Here is a 22,057-nt window from a genome sequence, read left to right on the forward strand (position 1 = left end):
AAAATTACCTTCGCCGCAACCTCTTAATTTGTTATGAATCCCTCAGTAAAAATATTTTCAGGTACAGGTTCGCAAGATTTAGCATTAAAAATAGCACAACGTTTTGGTGTGCCATTAGGAAAAGTAACGATTCAAAAGTTTAGTGATGGTGAGTTTCAGCCTATCTTTTTAGAAAGTGTACGTGGTGATTATGTTTTTTTAGTACAAAGTACATATGCCCCTACCGATAACTTGATGGAATTATTGCTGATGATTGATGCTGCAAAACGTGCAAGTGCTTATAAAGTAATTGCCGTTTTACCTTATTATGGCTATGGTAGACAAGATAGAAAAGACAAACCGCGTGTAGCAATAGGTGCTAAGCTAGTCGCAACTTTGTTAGAGGCAGCTGGTGCTGATAGAGTGGTAACTATGGATTTACATGCGCCACAGATTCAAGGTTTTTTCGATGTGCCCGTAGATCATTTAGATAGCTCTGCTATTTTTATTCCATATATAGAGCAAATGCGTTTAAGTAACTTAGCTTTTGCTTCGCCAGATGTTGGTAGTACCACACGTGTGCGTGAAGTAGCTAGCTATTTTAATGCTGATATGGTTATTTGTGATAAACATCGTAAACGTGCCAATGAGATTGCAAGCATGGTGGTTATAGGTGATGTGGTAGGCAAAAACATTGTGTTAATTGATGATATATGTGATACAGGTGGTACCCTTGCTAAAGCAGCTGGCTTGTTGAAAGATAAAGGAGCCTTAAGTGTAAGAGCTTTGTGTACGCACCCAATATTGAGTGGTAAAGCTTACGACAATATTGAAAATAGTGTACTTGAAGAATTGGTAGTTTGCGATACCATTCCTTTAAAACGACCAAGCGATAAAATAAAAGTATTATCTGTAGCTGATTTATTTGCCATCGCTTTACGTAATGCCTACGAAAATAAAAGCATTACCAGCTTGTTTATCCATTCGCAATTAAGAAACAGAGAGCGAGGATTTTAGTAATTTTTAATTTGATATTTTAAGTCTATAATTCATTTAAGCGGTGTATTGAAGAATGCATCGCTTTTTATTTGTAATAAATTTGGTAACTCTATCCTAATCTTACTAAATCTAAGTCTAGGTATCAAATAATTAATCTGTTTCCCTTACCTTTGCAATCCAAAAAAATGGGCGCATACAATTGTTGTATGCGGTAATAAAAACAAAAACAACAAACATGAAAACAGTTACAATCGAAGGACAATTGAGGACCGAAACTGGCAAAAAAGCTGCCCGTCAGTTGCGCTCTCAAGACTTGGTGCCTGGTGTAATTTACGGTGGGGCTACCGAAGTTACTTTTTCTGCACCTGCAAAGGCGTTTAAACCATTAGTTTACACAGGAGAGTTTCAACTTGCAGAAGTAAAAGTGGATGGTAAAACATACACAACTATTATGAAAGATTTACAGTTTGACAAAGTAAACGATGCTTTAATACACGTTGACTTGTTAGAACTAGTTGGTGATAAAAAAGTAATTGCTGATTTGCCAATTAAATTGGTAGGTGTCTCAAAAGGTGTGAAAGAAGGTGGTAAACTAGTAGTAAAAATGAAAAGTGTAAAAGTGAAAACTTTACCTTCTAATTTGAAAGAGTTTATTGAAGTGGATATTACTAACCTAGCTTTAAACGAAAACTTACGTGTAGAAGACATTAAAGCGCCAGAAATGGAAATTATGAACTCTCAACGTATTCCTATTGCTTCAGTTGTAATGACACGTCAGTTGAAGCAACAAGAAGCAGCAGCTGATAAAGATGCTAAAAAGAAATAATAAATTGACAAAACTATAAAATGATAAAGGCCTCTTGCATTATTGCAAGGGGCTTTTTTATAGCGAATTTAATTGACTGTTAATTCTTTAACGATTGATAACACTTGGAAAATAAAATAGAAAATTTTGCGTTTATGCTGTGTATTTTACCTTAAACGAATTACTACAAAATGTAGTAGCATTTGTTGGGGCTAAGATTCTTAATCCTAAACCTTAGTATTTCTATGCGCTATTCTCTACTAGTGTTGTGCCTGTTTTTATTTATAGGTGCGATGGCTCAAAGTTGCCCTGTGGTTAGTTTTACAAGCTCATCCAATCAAGCAAATGGAGGCGATAACAGCTTTACTTTCATAAGCACCTCTACTGTAACAGATGGTAATATGCGTTACGTATGGGATTTTGGAGATCCCGCATCTGGCGATAGCAACAATGTTTCTTTTATTGTAAATCCACTACACATTTTTTCTGGTTCAGGTATTTTTCGTGTAAAACTTACTGTTATTAATGAACTTGGTGGTTGTGTAGCTTCGCTAACCAAACAAATTACTGTTGGTAATGGTAATTCGCAAGCAAAACAAGGCTGCCCTATTGTAGATTTTACGATTTTGCCAGATGCTTCTATACCTAACAAATACACTTTTATCAGTACAAGTACCGTTGCAGCGGGAAGCATGAGCTATCAATGGGATTTTGGTAATGGTAAAACTGATACCACTGCAAACCCAACAATTACTTATACAAGTGCTAGTAATTATACCATTAAATTAGTCGTAACCGGGCAAAATGGTTGTGAAGACAGTGCTTCAAAATCAATTACTACATGTAATAAAGTGGCAGCTAATTTTTCTATCACTGCTAATAATTATTGTGCTTCAAGTAATGTGATTTCAGTTAATAATATGTCGTTAAATGGCACTAGCGCTACTGTGACTAGTACATGGAATTTTGGTGATGGTAGTACAAGTACTTCTTTGGCTGCTACGCATAGCTATACCAATGCTGGTACATATACCATAATGCTAATTAATAAAAACGTTTTTGGCGCTTGTACAAGTGTAGATTCTATTAGTAAAACAGTTACAATTGCGGCGATTCCTAAAGCGAGCTATCAATTGTACCTTAATAATACACTTACAGATATTAACAATATAAAACTTTGCTTTGACGCAAATGCTGATTTTTCATTTATCAGCAATAGTAGTATTGCTAGCGGTAAAATGCAATACAAATGGAGCTTTGGTAGCAGTAATATTACTTACCGTGAACCTGGCGATACCAACGCAAATGCGCGTATTCGCTACAATGCGGCTGGCACGTACATTGTAAAATTGGCTGTTACTAGCGATATGGGTTGTAAAGACAGTACGAGTGCTACGTTTTATTTAAGCAAACCAGTAGCTGCGTTTACAACCAATATTACGCCTGATGTAGCTGGTGATATTAAAAGGCCAACCATTACGTTTACTGATAATTCTACAGATGCAGGTGCTATTGCCAAATTGAACAATGTGTGGGCGTGCAACCAAGTACCTTATACTGCAAATACGGTAAGAAATTTGCCATTATCACCTGCATTATTTACACCTACACCAAGCAAGTATGCAAGAGGAGGTGTTTATATCACACAACTACAAGTTACTAGCGATGTGGGTTGTGTAGATACCACTAGCTGTACGTATTCTTTTTATATAAGACCAGTTGCTGTATTTTCCCTTAACAATACCGCTATCAATTCACTTGGTCAGCCTGTTGTTGCGGCAGCTACCAATACAAGTTCGGTAGATGAATCGCAACCTGCATTAACCTATAGTTGGGATTTTGGTGATAATACGCCTGCATTACTTACCAATGCTAGTACTTTGCCTTCGCACACATATACTGTTGGCGCAGCAAGTAGAACTGTTACACTTACTGTTACCAATACCAATGGTGGCTTAGTAGGTATAGCTACGCAAATTGTGAACCAGTTGTATATAAAACCTAAAGCTGCTTTTACAGCTAATGGTATTACTTATAATTCAAATAATCAACCTGTATTAACTATTGCTACCAATACAAGTACCGTGGCTGAAGCAAACGTTACGCTTTCTTATAGTTGGAACTTTGGTGATAATACACCAATTGTTACTACTACTTCGCCAATACCGCCAGCCCATACCTACACCGTTGGCGCTGCTAATAGAACAGTTGTACTTACTGTTGCTAATAGCAATGGCGGCCTTACAGATACAATGAGTGTTACGCTCAATAATATGTATATATTGCCTAAAGCAGCTTTTACCACAAGCGCACCTACTACTAATTCTAACAATCAAATTGTAGTAGGTATTGCTACTAATACTAGCGCTATTGCAGATAGTACGGCTACATTATCTTACAGTTGGGATTTTGGCGATAACACGCCGATTGTTACTACCACAGCTATTATACCTCCCGCGCATATTTATACTACTGGTGCAGCTCGCCGAACAATTACATTAACCGTTACTAGTAGTAATGGCAATATTGTTGCCGCCGCTTCGCAAATAGTGAGTAACTTATATATTAGACCTACAGCTTCCTTTACTTATGCACCTACAACGGTAGGAGGTCAGTATACTTTTACATCAACTTCTACCAGTAACGATGCAACTGCCACACTTAGCTATGTATGGAATTTTGGTGATGGTACGGCTTTAAATACATCTGCTAATCCTTCACATACATTTGCCGCAGGCGGTAGCTATAGCGTTACGCTTACCGTTACAAGTAATGTAGGTGGATTGGTGGCTACAACCTCGCAAATTGTTAGTTTTAACGTAAAGCCTACGGCTAATTTCACGGCCAATCTTAACTATAATGGTAATTTATTCAGTAATCCTGTATTAGAACTTAATGCTGCAAGTACTACCGTAAATGATGTTAATGCATCGCTTACCTATAGCTGGAACTTTGGCGATGGTACTACTGCTACTGGCATTACAAAAAAACACATATTTACTACAGGTGGTAATAAAACGGTTACACTTACTGTTACCAATACCAATGGTGGTAATACCGATGTAAAAACTCAAGTGGTAAACGTAGTTATTACCCCTAAAGCCATTATTGCAGTGCGCGACTATGGTACTTATATTGGTGCTTATGCAGATATGGCACCTTACAACAGTAGCATTGTTACTGGTAGTATAGTATCGTACACTTGGACATATAGCTGGGTAGATCTTGCAAGCAACACCGAGTATGGCCCTTACCCATTATCTGGTGGTACTACTTTTGGTTTTTACAAATATGATGGCTTTAAAATTGTATTAACGCTCACTGTAACTAGTAATTTGGGTATCAGTAATATGGTACGTTGCGAATATGGTGGCTCAAATGATGGTGGGTATACGCCTTGCTCGGCAAATGTTACTACCAAAGCCGTAACGCCGATAGACATACCTGGACCAGTACTCGATGTGGTAAAAGCCTGGCCAAACCCTGCTACTACTACTGTTCAAATGACTTATGTAGCCGTAAGTAATACTACTGCCATTAAAATTATTGATATGCAGGGTAGGGTAGTCAAACTCATTCAGCAAACCACTGTGGCTGGTGCCCGCAATGCCGCTGTATTACCTGTGAGCGAATTAGCAAGTGGCACTTATAATATCGTGGTTACCAATTCAATTGGCAAGCCAATAGCAACAAGTAGGTTTATTAAAACGAACTAATGCCTAAGTTGATACCCCCTTAGGTCAATAGCCCTCTGCCATGGTAGAGGGTTTTTTGTGTAGTTTAGTCTTTGCTTTTTAGCTTCCGTTTTAGTAGTAATACCCTAAACTTTACACTATCGTAAATAAGCCCAATTACCAACACTGCTGCGGTGATTAATAATACATGCAGCCTTATTTGTGCGTATAGCACACCACTTACCACACCGCCAATTAAAAAGAAACTAATAATGGTGAAACGCAGCTTAATAGAAGCGCGTAGGCGCAGTTGCTGCTCGGTAGTGGTATAAAAAAATAGTTGCGATAGTTCTATACCCAAATCGGTAAATAAGCCTGTAAGGTGTGTGGTGCGTACACTAGCACTAGAAATGGTAGTTACCAAAGAGTTTTGCAAGCCCATAGCAAATAATAAGCTACAAGCAATCAAATTAGGATGTGTTACAGCTAAATGAAGCCCAAAACATCCTATTAATAATAAGATAAAACTCTCGATAAACGCAGGCACTAGGTAGCTATAATGGTCATCTTTTCGAGAGGTGAGTTCTATTAAAAAATTAGAAGCAAAAGCCCCAAAGAAAAAGCAGAAGATGTACAAGAAGTATACAAAGCCACCCCAAAAGTTGAGCTTAAACACTTCATCTACAAAAAAGGCGAAATGGCCCGTAACATTGGTAGTAAGCCGCTTCACAGCCAAAAAGCCCGCCACATTTACCATACCCGCTACAAAAGATAGCAGCGATGCTATTTGTAAATTGTGTAATAGGGTTCTTGTTTTTCCTTTATGCCTAAACATTGGCTGCCATTTAAAGCAGTAAGGTAGGGTAAAATGCATAAATAGGTGAAGTAATAATTGGTACTGAGATGCATTTACTGATGCTAATTCCTTAAGATATCATTGTTTGTTCCGCTGGTTTAATAGCTTCAATATTTGCTACAATTGTTTTGTACTTAGATTGAGCTGAAATATTTGTAAAGAATCTTATTGCGCCAAAAACAATGGCACCCCAAGTTATAAAATAAGACCCACCATTTTCTGAAGCGTTCGCTAATGTCCAAAACGTTATTATAATACCTGCAACACATATAAAACCACCAACAGCAGTTTGGGATTCATGGTGTTTTAAAATACTCTTTGCCCTGTTTTCAAGTCCTAATATGATAAATTGGGCATTTTCATCTTCAAGGCCTCTTTCCTTTAAACCCTTTATAATTTCTAAGTCTGTTTTATTCTCTTCTTTTTCATTTAGTGCATAATCCCAAATTGAACTAAGGTATTCTTCTGAACCACTTTCTTTGACTTTCTGAATTTTTTGCTCGTGAATTAACTTTTTGGTATCATCAGAATTTTCCAAAGGGGATGTGTCTAAATTTCTTTTTATAAACTCATTCCTTAAAATTTCGAAAGCTTCATTAGAAATTTGCGAGCCTTCATTAATGGTAAATGCAATCAAGTGTTCATCAGACATTGATGCATAATGTTCTCTAATAATCGCTGTATCTAGCATAGTTGGTAATTTTTGTTTGTTATGAACTTGAGTTTTTGTTTTAATTGTTATAGGTGTACATATTAGCTGGGCTAAATACCAACAAGAGTGAAATTCTCATTTACATCTGTCCGCCTTCACGCCAATTTCTCCAGTTATTATTTGGTTGCAAAGTCGGTTTCCATTTTGTTGTGTCCCTTGAAACAAGAATATTAGCAATCATTTTATAAGTTTCATATTCACTTGGTTTTTTACCTAGAACCTTATAGGTATATTGAGTGGGGCTAGTATAATTTCTGTAGAGATTATAAGCTTCATGATGCCAAGAGTCAATATGCATTAACATGGGTAAATCTTTCGGCAAACACGTTCTTAATTCTTTATCTGTCGCTCTGAAAAGTTCGGGATGCTGTTCTTCTAAATATCGAATTAATGAAGGTATGTCAACAAGTTTTTCTGGGTTGTCATGGTCATATATCGTATCTGTTATGTCCTTTTTGATGTAAACAGATTTATCGTGTTCAATGTCTATTAGCGTATCTCTTACTTTAACTTGCTTTATATTTTTACTAACCAACTCAAAATTTCCACCCTGAATTCTTTCCATTTCTTCATTATCAATTAAAGGGACTACTTGCATATTTGAAGTAATACCGATAGCGTCGCCTTGAGCTTGCATGTTCTGCAAACAATTGCCGAAGTAAAATAAATCAATTTCGCCTCTGAGACCTCTATTGTCATAACCCGATTTTTCAAACACAATAGCCCAACGTTTTTCATCTGCATAAAGTGTCAAACGAGAACCTGCTGTGAAAAAGTATGGATGTTCTAGGTCTATAAAAAAATGATACTTTTCTAAGTCAGCCGCTTCTAAATTATCAAGTATGTCTTTTTGGGTAAATGAGCTATTCATTTTTGTCTTGTTTGCAGAACAAAAGGTAAGTGTCAATAAAAAGGAAAGTAAGAATTTTGAGGCTGTCATGTTTTGGTGTTCGACCCAGAATATACGCAGGTTTTTATATCTATTAGTATTTTTCTGAGTTTAGTTACTTAATTTTTAAATCTTTTGATTAAATATGTAAGCAGTTTTAAAACTGCTTACATATTCTGCCTTTCTTGATATTGCTATTAGAGCACACCATCCACTTATCCCGCAGGCTGCGGTGCAGGTGGATTACTACTACCACCTACTAACACATAGTCGTTAAACTTGGCTTCGTTGGTGTCTTCGTATAGGCTTTTGCCTATGGCTGCAAGGCGTAGCATTTCTTGCCATAGGGTATTACCTTTTAATATTCTGTCCTGTGTTTCTAAATCTCTGTTTTCTATGGCTTCTTCTACGGCATCTATGGCGGTGTCAAAGCTTTTGGCAAGGGTATCAAGCTCGGTGAGTTGTACTTGTGTAAGCCCTTGCGCGGCAAGGTCGGTAAATAGTTTGCCACCCACACGTACCACACGCTTGGCTAGCTTATACAGGTCGGCATCGGTTAATTTTGTAAGCTCTTCAAACGCAAAAATGCGGTACTTGCCCTTGCCATTATAGGCCGTATCTGCCATGCCACGTATTGCACGTATCGCTTTACGGGTGTTTTCTGCAATAACATTTTTGGCATCGGTAGCTACCATTACTTCGCCCAATAATTCTTCATCGGTAGAGGCATCGTCAAAGGTGTCTATCAGTGCTTCGTAGGCAGTTACTTGTGTAGCGGTAATGTTGCGCTTGGCAAAGTCTGTCAAGTCTCTTTTGATGGTGGCTTTTAAACTATCGGCTCTTTGCTTTAGGTCGGCATCGGCCATAGAATACAGGCGTGTTTCAACTTTTGTAGGCATTAATTATAATTTTATTTACTGAAAGTACAATGCGCATATTAAAATAAAAAGTATTGCTGCATAAATATATTATTTTGTGGATAACTTTTGATTAGGCATAGCACCGCTCAGCTACGTTATACGTGCTATGCACCACGTTACTGTTTTGAGGTACCACGTTATATTATTTCAGATCCACGTTGTACCAAAGCGTTATGCTGTTAAGCATGTGCAGCGCAACGTTATTCTTTTGTGCTGTCACGTTGACATTTTTCCGAACCACGTTATGCTTTTGCCGAGCTATGTTACCCTTTTTCGGGTCATTTTGGCGTAACATAGGGCGTAGAATGTGGTTCTAGCTTGTTTAGCAGATAAACGTAGGATGAAGGAAGTATTTCTCTAAGATAGCGCTGATAAACGCAGAAGGTGGGTGGGGTGACTGGGGGGTGAAAGTGTTTCTCGCAGATGTCGCAGATAAACGCAGAGGGTGGATGTAATAAAAAGAGGGGTAAAGTATTCAAATAGTATATCAAATACTGTTATGAAACTTGTAATTTCGCTAGGCTACTGAGTAGATTGCAGCAATTATAGAAGTGCTACTGTAGGTGAATATGAAACTCACAGAAGTCGAGAATAAAGAATTAAAACTTATAAAATGATAATTCCAAAGGCATTTATATCTTATTCGCATGATACTTTAGAACATAAAAAATGGGCTCTTGAATTGGCTACAAGATTACGTAATAATGGTATCGATGCTATTTTAGACCAATTTGAATTGCAGCCAGGTGCAGATTTGCCACATTTCATGGAAACCCATTTAGCATCATCAGATAAAATAATCATGATTTGTACTAATAAATATGTTGAAAAAGCTAATAAAGGACAAGGTGGTGTTGGTTATGAGAAAATGATTATTACCTCAAGTTTAATGAAGAATATTGATGAAATTAAAATCATACCAATTATACGTCAAAATGGAACTACTGAGGTTCCTACATTCTTAAAAAGTAAACTTTATATTAACTTTTCCAAAGCAGACGATTTTGAGTTTAGTTACGATGAACTTGTTAGAACGATTCATAATTCACCATTATTTGTAAAACCTCCAATAGGAAATAACCCTTTTATACCAATTGTAAAAGAGAAAATGGAAGAGGATAACAAGCTCTTAGATACTGTACTTATTGCAATTCTAAACGGTCAAGGGATTGATAGTTTTGAATATTCAAGTTCAATAATACAGACCCTAAATATTTCACCATCGTTCTTCAAAATAGCTATGGGGAAACTTATTGATAAAGGGTTGGCGATATGGGTAATTGCCTTTTCAAGGGTAGCTTCAACAGAAAAAGGTTTGATATATGCTTATGATAACAATTTAATTAAATAGGTCTCATGCGTTTTCGCCACTGTACTGATGCTTTCACAAAGAGCTTTTTTACGTTTCAGTCAGTTAGATGCTTCGTTCCTCAGCATGACAAAGAAAACCGTTGCGCCCTTTGCCTTCGTTTCATCGTTGCGTGAAATACCTACGCTGCAATAAAAGCCCCACAGCGAACAGAACGTAAAAGCGAGTGATACAACCGAAGCCTCATAGTAGTACAAAAGCTGGTGACATACACCTTTTTAAATGTAAACTTAGTGTACTTAGTCTTCTTGGTTGCTTTGTGTGAAATGCCTCGCTAATCCTTACTTTTGCGCCCTATTATGAAATTTGAGAAAGAAATAAACAGGCGGAAAACTTTTGCTATCATCTCTCACCCCGATGCTGGTAAAACGACATTGACAGAGAAACTGTTGTTGTTTGGTGGTGCTATTCAAACGGCTGGTGCGGTTAAAAGCAATAAGATTAAAAAACATGCGACGAGTGACTTTATGGAAATTGAACGTCAGCGTGGTATTAGTGTGGCTACGAGTGTGATGACGTTTGAGTATGAAGGCTTTTTGATAAACCTACTAGACACGCCCGGCCACAAAGACTTTGCTGAAGATACGTATAGAACCTTGACGGCTGTTGACTCGGTAATATTGGTAATTGATAGTGTGAATGGTGTGGAAGACCAAACACGCAGGCTGATGGAAGTGTGCCGTATGCGAGATACACCGGTGATTGTGTTTGTAAACAAAATGGACCGTGATGGTAAAAACCGTTTCGACTTGCTAGAGGAAGTTGAAAATGAGTTGCAATTATCGCTACACCCAATGACCTGGCCAATCAACAGTGGTAAGGATTTTAAGGGGGTGTATAATTTGGATAATAAAAGTTTACGCTTATTTGCAGCAAGTACCAAAGGTGAAGACGAAGAAGATACGGTAGCGATTGAAGACCTCAACGATGCGGTGTTAGATGCGAAAGTAGGTGACAGAGATGCCAACCAACTGCGGGAAGATGTAGAACTGATAGATGGCGTGTATGGCGAACTGAACAAAGCGGATTACTTGAGTGGTAAAGTAGCACCTGTGTTTTTTGGTAGTGCGGTAAACAATTTTGGTGTGCAGGAAATGCTAGATACGTTTATAAAAATAGCGCCTGTGCCGCGTAGCAGAGAAACCACTAAGCGTACCTTAAGCGTAGGCGAGGATAAGTTTAGCGGCTTTATTTTTAAAATTCATGCCAACCTAGACCCTAAGCATAGAGATAGAATTGCCTTCTTGCGGGTATGTAGTGGTAAGTTTGAGCGTAACAAATATTTTCACCATGTAAGATTAGATAAGGATGTGCGTTTTAGCAATCCGTATTCGTTTTTGGCAAGAAGTAAAGAGGTGGTGGAGGATGCGTTTCCTGGTGATGTAGTGGGTTTATTTGATACGGGTAACTTTAAAATTGGTGATACCTTAACTGAGGGTGAAGATTTTTACTTTACAGGCATACCAACGTTTTCGCCAGAAATATTTAAAGAATTGGTGAACAAAGACCCAATGAAAACCAAGCAATTGGAAAAGGGCATTAGTCAGCTAACAGATGAAGGTGTGGCGCAGTTATTTACACAGTTTGGCGGTAATAAAAAGATCATTGGTTGTGTGGGTGATTTGCAGTTTGAAGTAATTCAGTACCGTTTGTTGCACGAATACAGTGCTGCTTGTGAGTTTAGAACCTTGCCTTTTTACAAAGCTTGCTGGCTAACGAGTAATGACCAGAAAAAGCTAGAAGATTTCTTGCGTTTCAAACAACAGAACTCTGCGGCTGATAAAGATGGCAATCCTGTGTATTTGGCACAAAGCGAATGGTTTTTAAATACAGAAATCAGCAATAATCCAGATATACAGTTTCATTTTACCAATGAGGTGCAGAAATAAGTACCGCTATTGGGAATGATTGGAATGATAGGCTATGATTTAAGAATTGTAGCCTATTGTTTTATATAAATATTGTAAATTCGGCTATTCAATTGTAGTTGTATGACACGTACATTAAAAGAAGAAGTATTGCAAATGGTAGCATCAATAGATGATGAGAATATTTTGTCGATATTAAAAACTGATATTGAAGAACTTAATCAACAAGCCAAACATGACTGGGCTGACGAACTTAGCGAAGAGGAATTTAAAGAATTAGAAGCGCAGTTAAACGAGCCTGATACTGAAGAGAATTGTGTTAGCTGGGATGAATATCAAAAATTGACAGCTAAATGGCGAAAGTAATTATTCTTAAAAATAGGTATCTTAAAAGCCTTGAAAAGTTAATGATTTACTTACATGAGAATTGGGGCGAATCAATAGCTTTAGATTTTATTAAATTGGTTGATAGTAAGATACTTCTATTATCATCTCAACCAAATATTGGCATTCGTTCTGATAAGCTAAAAGATGCAAGAAGTATTTTGATAACCAAACATAATAGACTTATCTATCGCGTAAAAGACAATACATTGATTATTCTAAATTTAAGTGATACTAGAAGACACCCTAAAAAGAATAAACACTAGTAACACTGTTAACATGCTCATTTTTACCACACAACATTTTATTGTAAGACAATTTATAACAACAGATAGCGAAGCCTTCTATTTGCTAAATAGTAATGAAGCAGTGATGCGTTATATAAGACCCGTAAAAGATAGGGCTGCATGTGAGGTCTTTTTGGCTCAGCAATTAGGTGAATATGTTGATACGCCGAAGCTTGGCCGATGGTATGTGGGTGAAAAAGTAACAGACCAATTAATAGGTATGTTTTCTATTTTACCAATGCAAGGCAATATCGATTATCATATTGGCTATGCTTTGCTACCTGATGAATGGGGAAAAGGGTATGCCACAGAATTGCTACAGGCTGGTGTGGCTTATTTCTTCAACAATTTTGATAAACAGCAGTTATTTGCCATTACACAACCAGAAAATGTTGCTTCAGAAAAAGTGCTTGCCAAAGTAGGGTTTGCGCTAAAAGACACTACCAAAAACGAGCACGAAACGCTGAATTTATTTGCGATAAAGCGCTCTTAGACAATGGTCAAAAGACGATAGTAACTAAGAATAACATTAACGACTTTTCGTTTTGCTGTAGTATGTGCTCTATTGACTATGGTCTATCATGCAACATCCCTACCTTTGCCGCCATATTATGAAATCGAAAACGCTTAAAAAAGACAAGGTAAATATTATTACCCTTGGTTGTAGTAAAAACCTAGTAGATAGCGAAGTGCTGAGTGGTCAGTTGCAGGCTAGTGATATAGATGTGGTTCATGAAAATAAAAAACTAGACCACAATATTGTAGTAGTAAATACATGTGGTTTTATAGATAAAGCTAAGGAAGAAAGTATCAATACTATTTTTGATCAATTGGAATTAAAGCGGAGAGGCAAGCTAGACAAAGTATTTGTTACAGGCTGCTTAAGTGAACGCTACCGTGCAGATTTAGAAGCCGAAATGCCAGAAGTAGACGCTTGGTTTGGCACGATGGAATTACCATTAATGTTAAAAAAGTTTGAGGTTGATTACAAAGCAGAACTGATAGGCGAACGTTTGTTAAGTACACCACAGCATTATGCCTATTTAAAAATTAGTGAAGGCTGTAACCGTACTTGTTCATTTTGTGCCATACCGTTAATGCGTGGTCAGCATGTGAGTAAGCCAATAGAGCAATTGGTGGCTGAAGCTGAAGGTTTAGTGAAGAAAGGTGTGAAAGAAATCATGCTGATTGCGCAAGAATTAACTTATTATGGCTTAGATATCTACAAGAAAAGAGAATTACCTCGTTTGCTAGATGCGTTAGCGGCAGTAAAAGGCTTGGAATGGATTCGCTTGCATTATGCTTATCCATCAAAGTTTCCATTGGAAATTTTAGATGCCATGAATCGCCACGACAATATTTGCAAATATCTTGATATGCCTTTGCAACATGCTAGTAATAATATGTTGAAAGCAATGAAGCGTAATATTACACGTGAAGCAATGAGCGAATTAATACATACAATTCGTGAAAAAGTGCCAGGTATTTGTTTGCGTACTACCTTGATTGCTGGTTTTCCTGGCGAAACTGAAGAAGATATTCAAGAATTGAAAGATTTTTTGATAGAGCATCGTTTTGACAGAGTAGGGATTTTTAGTTATAGCCATGAAGAAAATACATCTGCACATTTACTAGAAGACAATATTTCTCAAGAGGATAAAGAATTGAGAGCTCAGGAAATAATGGAAGTTCAACAGGAAATAAGCCTAGAGAAAAACCAAGAAAAAGTAGGTAAAACCTTTAAAGTAATTGTAGATAGAAAAGAAAGCGGTCGTTATCTTGGACGAACAGAATTTGATAGCGTAGAAGTAGATAATGAAGTAATCATTAATAGCAAGAAAAAATTAGAAATAGGCAGCTTTGTTAATGTATTAATTACCAAAGCGTTCGATTATGATTTGGAAGGCGAGGTGATGTAAACCGCTGATGTGAATGATTTGGATTTTTGCCAAAATGTTTTTGCCAATTTTACGATTTAGGATATACATTTCTTGGATGTTTTTCAATTCATAGATATTTGTTTTCGTAAATCACCTTACGTAAATCATCGTAAATTGTAGAGTCACTCAATACATGGAAAATAATCATTTGCATCTTTCGTATCAACAGACAGGCTATTTCTCAAAGCTGGTAGTAGATTATGTTTCAGGCGGCGAACAATTACAAAAATTCTATAAGCATTCTGTAAATATTGACGGTATAAAAACCGCAATTACTGCAAGACAAACATTTGCTACCAATAGAGAGTTATTAGTAGAGGCATTAACTGAACAATACCAAAATATTGCTTTAAACGATAAACAAATAGCGAATTTAGAAGCTTTAAAAAGTAACGCTACTTTCACTATCACAACCGCACATCAACCTAATATTTTTACTGGTCCCTTATACTTTATTTATAAAATAATACATGCCATCAAATTGGCTGATGAACTAGCAAAAGAACTACCTGAATATAATTTTGTACCCGTGTACTACATGGGTAGTGAAGATGCAGATTTAGACGAATTAGGCTACATAAATCTTGGTGGTGAAAAGCTTATTTGGAATACCAAACAAACTGGTGCTGTGGGGAGAATGTTGGTTGACAAAGCTCTGCTACAAATAATTACGAGCATTCAAGGGCAAATTGGTATTCATCCTTTTGGTAATGAATTGATTAATGTTTTTAGCCAATGCTATACACTTGGCAAAAGCATTCAACAAGCAACTTTAGAGCTTGTAAATACACTGTTTGCAGATTACGGCTTATTGGTGGTAGTGCCAGATAATGCGGCCTTGAAAGCAAGTTTTAATAGTGTGGTTACTAAAGAAATTACTGAGCAATTTTCACATAAAGCGGTAGCAGAAACCATTGCACAGCTTAGTCAGCATTACAAAGTACAAGCAGGCGGTAGAGAACTGAATTTGTTTTATTTAACTGGTGATAAAAGAGAAAGAATTGAGTTTGATAGTTTAAAGTTTAGAGTTCAAAGTTTGGGATTAGAATTTAGTCAAGAAGAGATTCTGCAAGAGTTGAATAATCATCCTGAACACTTTAGTGCTAATGTAATTTTACGTGGCGTTTTTCAAGAAACCATTTTACCCAATATTGCTTTTATTGGTGGTGGTGGCGAGTTAGCTTATTGGCTAGAACTACAAAAAGTATTTGAGGCGGTTAATGTACCTTATCCAATGCTCATCTTGCGTAACTCGTTGTTATTTGTTACTGATGAACAAGTACAGCGTATTGAAAAATTAGGCTTTACAGTCGAAGATTTCTTTAAGAGGCCATTTGATATGATTAACGCTTTAGTTCACAAAAATTCATCTTATCAGCTAGACATTACTGCACAAATTGAAGCTGTAAAACAACAATACCAAGCTTTACAAATTATTGCAGGTAATATTGATGAATCATTGAAGCATCACACAGAAGCTTTGCAAACAAAAACTTTAAAACCATTGCACGAGCTTGAAAAAAAAATGTTGCGTGCAGAAAAAAGACGTTTTGAAGCGCAGCAACGCCAAATAGAAAAGCTAAAATCTGCGTTATTTCCTAATAATAGTTTGCAGGAAAGGATTGATAATTTCTCGTATTTCTATGCTAAATATGGAAAAGAATGGTTGCAACTAGTTTACAACCATTGTCTTACTTTAGAACAACAATTAACTATAATAAAATTGCCACAGAAGCACTGAAACACAGAATCTAGTGTAGTCTTTTTCAAACAATGCTCCGTGTTTCAGTGCCTCAGTGGCTAAATTCTTAATATTCAGCACTTACACCCACATAATTACTCGGCGTAATAGCTTTTAAAGTTTTCTTTAATTCAGCGCTTACTTTTAGTTTGCCTATAAAATCGTGTATCGCTTTTTGATCTATTTTATTATTACCTCTCGTTAAATCTTTCAACGCCTCGTAAGGGTTAGGGTAGTTTTCTCTACGTAGTACTGTTTGTATCGCTTCTGCTACCACAGCCCAATTGTTTTCTAAATCTTCAGCAATTTTAGCTTCATTTAGTAGCAATTTACCCAAACCTTTTTCTAAGCTTTTGATGGCCAAAATAGTGTGTGCCACAGGCATACCAAGATTGCGTAATACGGTGCTATCGGTCAAATCTCGTTGTAAGCGACTGATAGGTAACTTGGCTGCAAAGTGCTCTAGTAGAGCGTTTGCAACACCTAGATTACCTTCGGCATTTTCAAAATCTATCGGGTTTACTTTATGCGGCATAGCCGACGAACCAACTTCGCCTGCTTTGGTTTTTTGTTTAAAATAATCCATGCTGATATAGGTCCAAATATCACGGCACAAGTCAATCAAAATCGTGTTGATGCGTTTCATCGCATCGCAATGTGCGGCTAAGCTATCGTAGTGTTCTATTTGCGTGGTAAACTGCATGCGCTCAAGGCCCAAATAATTATCAACAAAATCATTACCCAATGCCACCCAATTTTTGTCAGGAAACGCAATATGATGGGCATTAAAATTACCCGTAGCACCACCAAATTTTGCAGAAAAAGGTATATGAGAAAATAGGGTTATTTGGTTGGCAATACGTTCTACAAATACCATTATTTCTTTGCCCAAAACAGTTGGTGATGCAGGCTGACCGTGTGTTTTAGCCAACATGGCTATTTGCTTCCATTGTGTGGCTAGGTCGTGCAGGCTATTATGAATATTGGCAATTGCTGGCAAATATTCTAGCTCCATGCAATGCTTCCAACTAAGTGGTATTGCCGTGTTGTTTATGTCTTGCGACGTCAATCCAAAGTGAATCCATTCTTTCAAATCAGCAATGCCAATGGCATCTAATTTTTCCTTCAAAAAGTACTCAACCGCCTTCACATCGTGGTTGGTAATAGCTTCAATATCTTTAATGCGTTGCGCATCTTCAATACTAAAATTATCTGCAACCGCCTGTAATTTTTCCTTTGCTTTAGCAGATAGTTTAAACAGTTTTTTATCTGCCAAAAAGAAAAAATATTCCACTTCCACAAATACCCGATATTTTATCAAAGCGTATTCAGAAAAATAATTGTCCAATTGTTGTACTTGCTTGCGGTAGCGGCCATCAATAGGTGAGATAGCGGTAAGGTTTGTTAATTCCATTAATTGTTATTATATGTGCTATTTATGTATGTTTAGTTCAATTACGTCACTTTTTCTTTCAGGTTTCACCACTCACATCCACTTTTTTTGTAACCAGCATTGGTAATTCTAATCATCATCGTTGCGTCGCACACTGCATCTTTTAGATACTTTGTTCAGCTTTTTACCGAAGAAAAGTATTTGCGCTTTATGTAAATCTTTATGCCTTTGTGGTTGAATTCGTTTTTCTTTGCGGCGTAAAATTATACCATTTGAAGAAGATAAAAGTTGGCGCAGTAAGTTATTTAAACACAAAGCCATTATTATACGGTGTAAAACGCAGTGGTTTGATGGATAAAATAGAATTAATAGAAGCATATCCTGCAAAAATTGCCCAAATGTTGTTAGACGATAAGATAGATGTTGGTCTTGTTCCGGTAGCCATCATGCCTAAATTAAAGGAAGCACATATCGTAACAGATTTTTGTATAGGTGCTGAAACTGCAGTTGCTTCGGTATGTCTATTCAGCGAAGTGCCTATTGAACAAATTGAAACGGTGATTTTAGATTATCAAAGTCGTACATCTGTTAATCTTGCCAAGGTTTTATTAAAGGAATATTGGCAAAAAGACGTTTTTTTTAAAGAAGCCACAGTCAATTTTAGAGATGAAATAACGGGTACAACAGCAGCCGTTGTAATTGGCGATAGAGCTTTTGAACAACGATTAATGTCAAAATATAGCTATGATTTAGCTACCGCATGGATTGCATACACCGGCTTGCCTTTTGTATTTGCAGCCTGGATAGCCAATAAATCGCTGCATGAAGATTTTATAGAAGCATTTAGTATGGCTAATGCATATGGTATTAAACATATTGATGAAGTAATTGCAGAAAATAACTACGATAAATACGATTTGAAAAAATACTATACTGAAAATATCAGCTATCAGCTTACAGAATCCAAAAGAAAAGGCTTGGCGCTTTTTTTAGAAAAATTGCGATAAAATTGACTATGATTTGCTTTTTTTAAATATATTGCAATAGTAATCAATGGAAAAGTAATGCTATTTTTAAGCCCCTGAGGAAGCGTAAAATATTTTCGATTAACGTAATTATTAATTATAACTTCAATAATAGGATAACTCGGCAAAATGTTTAGCTTCTTATACAAAAAAACAACGTAGTATGAATATGAGTCTATGCTAATAGGTTTAAGATAATTTTCTATAAGAATCAACGTCGGAAATAATGATTTGGGTAATTTTTATAATACACTTTAATTACACACCTATTTTGAACTATAAGCGTACAATCTTGCAAGAGATTTGATCAATTGTTGCCAACCGAATTCATAACCTATTGCCTATGTGAAAGATTTTTTTAGAGTTAGTGGCAGTTTTTTAGGCAGGGTATTATCAATGGTTAATAAAAATGAATATTTTAGATTAATAATGTAAATAAGATTTTTATCTTATTAAGAGGGTAAAAGCAATTGTCTATTGTTAAATATCCAAGTTAAATAACCGATATTATAATAATAATTAATAATTTCGTTTAAATTTGTTTAAAAAAATGATATTGATTTCGTTGGATAAATTGAAAGAAATTACGAAATATTAGCGTTATATAATATAAGGTAACTGTAAAAAAGCATGTCCAAACTGATTTATAAAAAGAGGATTTATTGTTTAGGTAACATATTTTAGATCAAATGAACCAAGGTAAGCTCAATAAAATTATGTTTGCAAAACTGACCTTCTGTATTTCTAAAATAATTATATCTATAAATGGCAACGCATAGTTTTTTCGCTAATCTAAAAAATGGAATATCAATTAATTTGAAAAAACTTTTTGTAAATCCTTACAGAGAAGTAAATATCAATTGGTTTAAACTAAAATACTATAAACATTTACCGACTGGAAAAATTAGAACACATTTACTTTTTGATAAAAATTTTTATTTCTATAGTGCAACTGAACTACTACATGGATTAAAAGAGATTTTTATTGATAATATTTATAAGCAAAGATTGAGTGTAGAGCCTTATATAATTGACTGTGGTGCTAATATTGGGATGAGTATTATTTATATGAAGAAGCTATATCCTAAAGCTGAAATTGTTGCTTTCGAGCCAGATGAAACAAACTTTGGTCTTTTACAGAAAAATATAACTTCATTTAATTATTCTAATGTATCTCTATTTAAAGAAGCTGTATGGAAAGAAAATACAACTCTTTTATTTTCAAATGAGAGTTCCATGGGCAGCAAAATAGATAAAAATGGAATAAATTCAATAACAGTAAAAGCTGTTCGATTAAAAAATTATCTGAACAGACGCATTGATTTTCTTAAAATTGATATTGAAGGTGCAGAGTATGAAGTTCTTAAGGATATTAGTAATGAACTACAAAATGTTGAAAATATGTTTTTAGAATATCATGGCTCATTCCAGCAAAATAATGAGTTGGTTGAAATGATTCAAATTGTTAGAGATGCAGGATTTAATTTCTATATAAAGGAAGCAGCTTCAATATATGAGACACCTTTTTTTCGAATAAAAAACCCTAATACTGATTACGATATTCAATTAAACATTTTTTGTTTTCGGAACTAACTAATAAATCAAGCGATTGTTATGAATGATTTAGAATACTTTTTTAGAAATGAAAGCCATCGATTAATGCATAAATGGAGCCATTATTTTGAAATTTATGATAGGCATTTACAACATTTTCGTGGTAAACAAATCAATATTCTAGAAATTGGAATATCCCACGGGGGATCATTACAAATGTGGGATTACTATTTCAAAGGCAATGTCAATATTTATGCAATTGATGTTAATCCCGAATGTAAAAAGTTAGAAGGGGGGAATGTAAAAATTTTTATAGGCTCACAGGAAGACGCGTCTTTTTTGAGACAACTCAAAAAAGACATTCCGCCAATTGATATTCTAATTGATGATGGTGGTCATACAATGAAACAACAAATCACAACTTTTGATATTCTATTTGATCATGTAAAAATAGATGGTGTTTATATTTGTGAAGATTTGCATACATCTTATTGGAAGGACTTTGGTGGTGGCTACAAGAAAAAAAAATCCTTTATTGAATTTACAAAAAATCTTATAGATCAAATTCATGCATGGCATACACCCAAAGTGGCAATTAGTACAATAACAGAAACTACAAAATCATTGCATTTTTATGATAGTATTTTAGTAATTGAAAAAAGGAAAATGTTTAAGCCTTTTGATGAAAAGTTTGGTGAAGCTGCTATAGTTGATAAACATACAACTGAACTAGTTATAGGCTTGAATAAGTAAATAGAATGTATTTTTTGCATTTTTAATGTATGATATCTGTAATTATTTGCTCAGTAAATAAACAATTAGCCAATCAAGTGCAGCAAAATATTGCTGACACTATTGGTGTTGAATGGGAGCCAATTATTATTGATAATACGATTAATGCTACTGGAATTACAAGCGTTTACAACCAAGGTGCATCAATTGCTAACTATGGAATGCTTTGTTTTGTACATGAAGATGTACTGTTTACCACTCAAAATTGGGGAAAGGTTTTAATTGATACTTTTAAAAATGATTCTGAATTAGGATTAATAGGTTTGGCCGGGAGTAAGTATAAAAGTAGGCTACCATCTGGCTGGTTCAGTGGTTTAGATATTCTTGATTGTTGCAATATTACGCATCTAGATAAGCATGAAGTGAGGCAAATAATGCATTACAATCCAGATGATAATAAGCTTTTACAAGAGGTTGTTGTACTTGATGGAGTATTACTTGTATGTCCTAAAAAGGTGTGGCAAGATATAAAATTTGATGACAAATTACTAAAAGGGTTTCATTTATACGACATTGACTTTTCTTTTCGAGTAGCAGAAAAATATAAAGTAGCGGTTAGTTATGCTATTAATTTAATCCATCTCACGCAAGGTGGTAGTTTTGGGAATGAATGGCTTAATGATACTTTACTTTGGCATCAAAAAATGAGTAGAAAATTGCCAGCAATTACTCACGATTGCATAGTAAGCAATAAGAAAATTGATAAAATAATTGTCAAAAAATGGCTTATACGCTTGAAACATGAGCCAATAAATACAGTTAATCAATTTAAGTGGCTATTTGCAGTAAAAATATGGGTGCAAATATCGGCATGGACTAATGTGCCATTTTTTATGTTAAAAAAATATATAAAATAACAAGTTGGTATTA

The 22,057-nt window shown here is 35.6% G+C and carries 19 protein-coding genes; 14 read left to right on the forward strand and 5 right to left on the reverse strand.

Features of this window, described 5'->3' with window-relative positions; genetic code table 11:
* Positions 1–33 precede the first annotated feature (33 nt).
* The 3 genes from ACFOW1_RS02585 (at position 34) to ACFOW1_RS02595 (ending at position 5,499) form a co-directional block, all read left to right on the forward strand.
* Positions 34–996, forward strand: coding sequence for a ribose-phosphate pyrophosphokinase (locus tag ACFOW1_RS02585; protein ID WP_379012140.1), 963 nt, complete (start codon positions 34–36; stop codon positions 994–996).
* A 217-nt stretch (positions 997–1,213) separates the two neighbouring features.
* Positions 1,214–1,804 carry a 50S ribosomal protein L25 gene (locus ACFOW1_RS02590; RefSeq protein WP_379012141.1) on the forward strand — a complete coding sequence of 197 codons (591 nt, stop codon included), beginning with the start codon at positions 1,214–1,216 and terminating at the stop codon, positions 1,802–1,804.
* Positions 1,805–2,028: 224 nt separating this feature from the next.
* Positions 2,029–5,499, forward strand: a complete 3,471-nt coding sequence (locus ACFOW1_RS02595) for a PKD domain-containing protein (protein ID WP_379012143.1) — start codon at positions 2,029–2,031, stop codon at positions 5,497–5,499.
* A gap of 64 nt (positions 5,500–5,563) precedes the next feature.
* Here the strand turns inward: ACFOW1_RS02595 and ACFOW1_RS02600 are convergent, their stop codons facing one another.
* The 4 genes from ACFOW1_RS02600 to ACFOW1_RS02615 form a co-directional block, all read right to left on the reverse strand.
* Positions 5,564–6,292 (reverse strand): YoaK family protein, encoded by a 729-nt coding sequence (locus ACFOW1_RS02600; protein WP_379012144.1) that lies wholly within the window; start codon positions 6,290–6,292, stop codon positions 5,564–5,566.
* 91 nt (positions 6,293–6,383) lie between these two features.
* Positions 6,384–7,004, reverse strand: a complete 621-nt coding sequence (locus tag ACFOW1_RS02605; RefSeq protein ID WP_379012146.1) for a hypothetical protein — start codon at positions 7,002–7,004, stop codon at positions 6,384–6,386.
* A 100-nt stretch (positions 7,005–7,104) separates the two neighbouring features.
* Positions 7,105–7,965 (reverse strand): DUF7003 family protein, encoded by an 861-nt coding sequence (locus ACFOW1_RS02610; RefSeq protein ID WP_379012147.1) that lies wholly within the window; start codon positions 7,963–7,965, stop codon positions 7,105–7,107.
* A 164-nt stretch (positions 7,966–8,129) separates the two neighbouring features.
* Positions 8,130–8,813: a hypothetical protein gene (locus ACFOW1_RS02615; RefSeq protein WP_379012148.1), complete on the reverse strand. Its 684-nt coding sequence runs from the start codon at positions 8,811–8,813 to the stop codon at positions 8,130–8,132.
* A gap of 634 nt (positions 8,814–9,447) precedes the next feature.
* On the opposite strand from ACFOW1_RS02615, the gene ACFOW1_RS02620 reads away from it, so the two are divergent.
* From ACFOW1_RS02620 to bshC, 7 genes are all read left to right on the forward strand, one after another.
* Positions 9,448–10,185, forward strand: coding sequence for a toll/interleukin-1 receptor domain-containing protein (locus tag ACFOW1_RS02620; RefSeq protein WP_379012149.1), 738 nt, complete (start codon positions 9,448–9,450; stop codon positions 10,183–10,185).
* Between the two features lie 317 nt (positions 10,186–10,502).
* On the forward strand, positions 10,503–12,092 hold the full coding sequence (locus ACFOW1_RS02625) for a peptide chain release factor 3 (RefSeq protein WP_379012151.1): 1,590 nt from the start codon (positions 10,503–10,505) through the stop codon (positions 12,090–12,092).
* A gap of 102 nt (positions 12,093–12,194) precedes the next feature.
* The gene (locus ACFOW1_RS02630; RefSeq protein ID WP_379012152.1) at positions 12,195–12,437 is read left to right on the forward strand and encodes a hypothetical protein; all 243 of its coding nucleotides are present in this window, start codon (positions 12,195–12,197) and stop codon (positions 12,435–12,437) included.
* On the forward strand, positions 12,425–12,721 hold the full coding sequence (locus tag ACFOW1_RS02635) for a type II toxin-antitoxin system RelE/ParE family toxin (protein ID WP_379012153.1): 297 nt from the start codon (positions 12,425–12,427) through the stop codon (positions 12,719–12,721). The genes ACFOW1_RS02630 and ACFOW1_RS02635 overlap by 13 nt, the downstream gene beginning before the upstream one ends.
* 13 nt (positions 12,722–12,734) lie before the next feature.
* Positions 12,735–13,235 carry a GNAT family N-acetyltransferase gene (locus ACFOW1_RS02640; protein WP_379012154.1) on the forward strand — a complete coding sequence of 167 codons (501 nt, stop codon included), beginning with the start codon at positions 12,735–12,737 and terminating at the stop codon, positions 13,233–13,235.
* A gap of 118 nt (positions 13,236–13,353) precedes the next feature.
* Positions 13,354–14,661, forward strand: coding sequence for a 30S ribosomal protein S12 methylthiotransferase RimO (gene rimO / locus ACFOW1_RS02645; RefSeq protein WP_379012156.1), 1,308 nt, complete (start codon positions 13,354–13,356; stop codon positions 14,659–14,661).
* 154 nt (positions 14,662–14,815) lie between these two features.
* Positions 14,816–16,423, forward strand: coding sequence for a bacillithiol biosynthesis cysteine-adding enzyme BshC (gene bshC, locus ACFOW1_RS02650; RefSeq protein WP_379012157.1), 1,608 nt, complete (start codon positions 14,816–14,818; stop codon positions 16,421–16,423).
* A 67-nt stretch (positions 16,424–16,490) separates the two neighbouring features.
* Here the strand turns inward: bshC and purB are convergent, their stop codons facing one another.
* A complete protein-coding gene (purB, locus tag ACFOW1_RS02655; protein ID WP_379012158.1) occupies positions 16,491–17,837 on the reverse strand; it encodes an adenylosuccinate lyase in 1,347 nt (448 codons plus the stop codon).
* Positions 17,838–18,088: 251 nt separating this feature from the next.
* Here purB and ACFOW1_RS02660 point away from each other — a divergent pair, with 251 nt between their 5' ends.
* From ACFOW1_RS02660 to ACFOW1_RS02675, 4 genes are all read left to right on the forward strand, one after another.
* Positions 18,089–18,823 (forward strand): menaquinone biosynthetic enzyme MqnA/MqnD family protein, encoded by a 735-nt coding sequence (locus ACFOW1_RS02660; protein ID WP_379012159.1) that lies wholly within the window; start codon positions 18,089–18,091, stop codon positions 18,821–18,823.
* Between the two features lie 783 nt (positions 18,824–19,606).
* Complete coding sequence (locus tag ACFOW1_RS02665; RefSeq protein WP_379012160.1) at positions 19,607–20,434, forward strand: FkbM family methyltransferase; 828 nt, start codon at positions 19,607–19,609, stop codon at positions 20,432–20,434.
* Between the two features lie 21 nt (positions 20,435–20,455).
* A complete protein-coding gene (locus ACFOW1_RS02670) occupies positions 20,456–21,148 on the forward strand; it encodes a class I SAM-dependent methyltransferase (RefSeq protein WP_379012161.1) in 693 nt (230 codons plus the stop codon).
* Positions 21,149–21,177: 29 nt separating this feature from the next.
* On the forward strand, positions 21,178–22,044 hold the full coding sequence (locus tag ACFOW1_RS02675; protein ID WP_379012162.1) for a glycosyltransferase: 867 nt from the start codon (positions 21,178–21,180) through the stop codon (positions 22,042–22,044).
* Positions 22,045–22,057 lie beyond the last annotated feature (13 nt).

It is taken from the genome of Parasediminibacterium paludis (assembly GCF_042651445.1).
In the GTDB taxonomy this organism is placed as follows: Bacteria; Bacteroidota; Bacteroidia; order Chitinophagales; family Chitinophagaceae; genus Parasediminibacterium; species Parasediminibacterium paludis.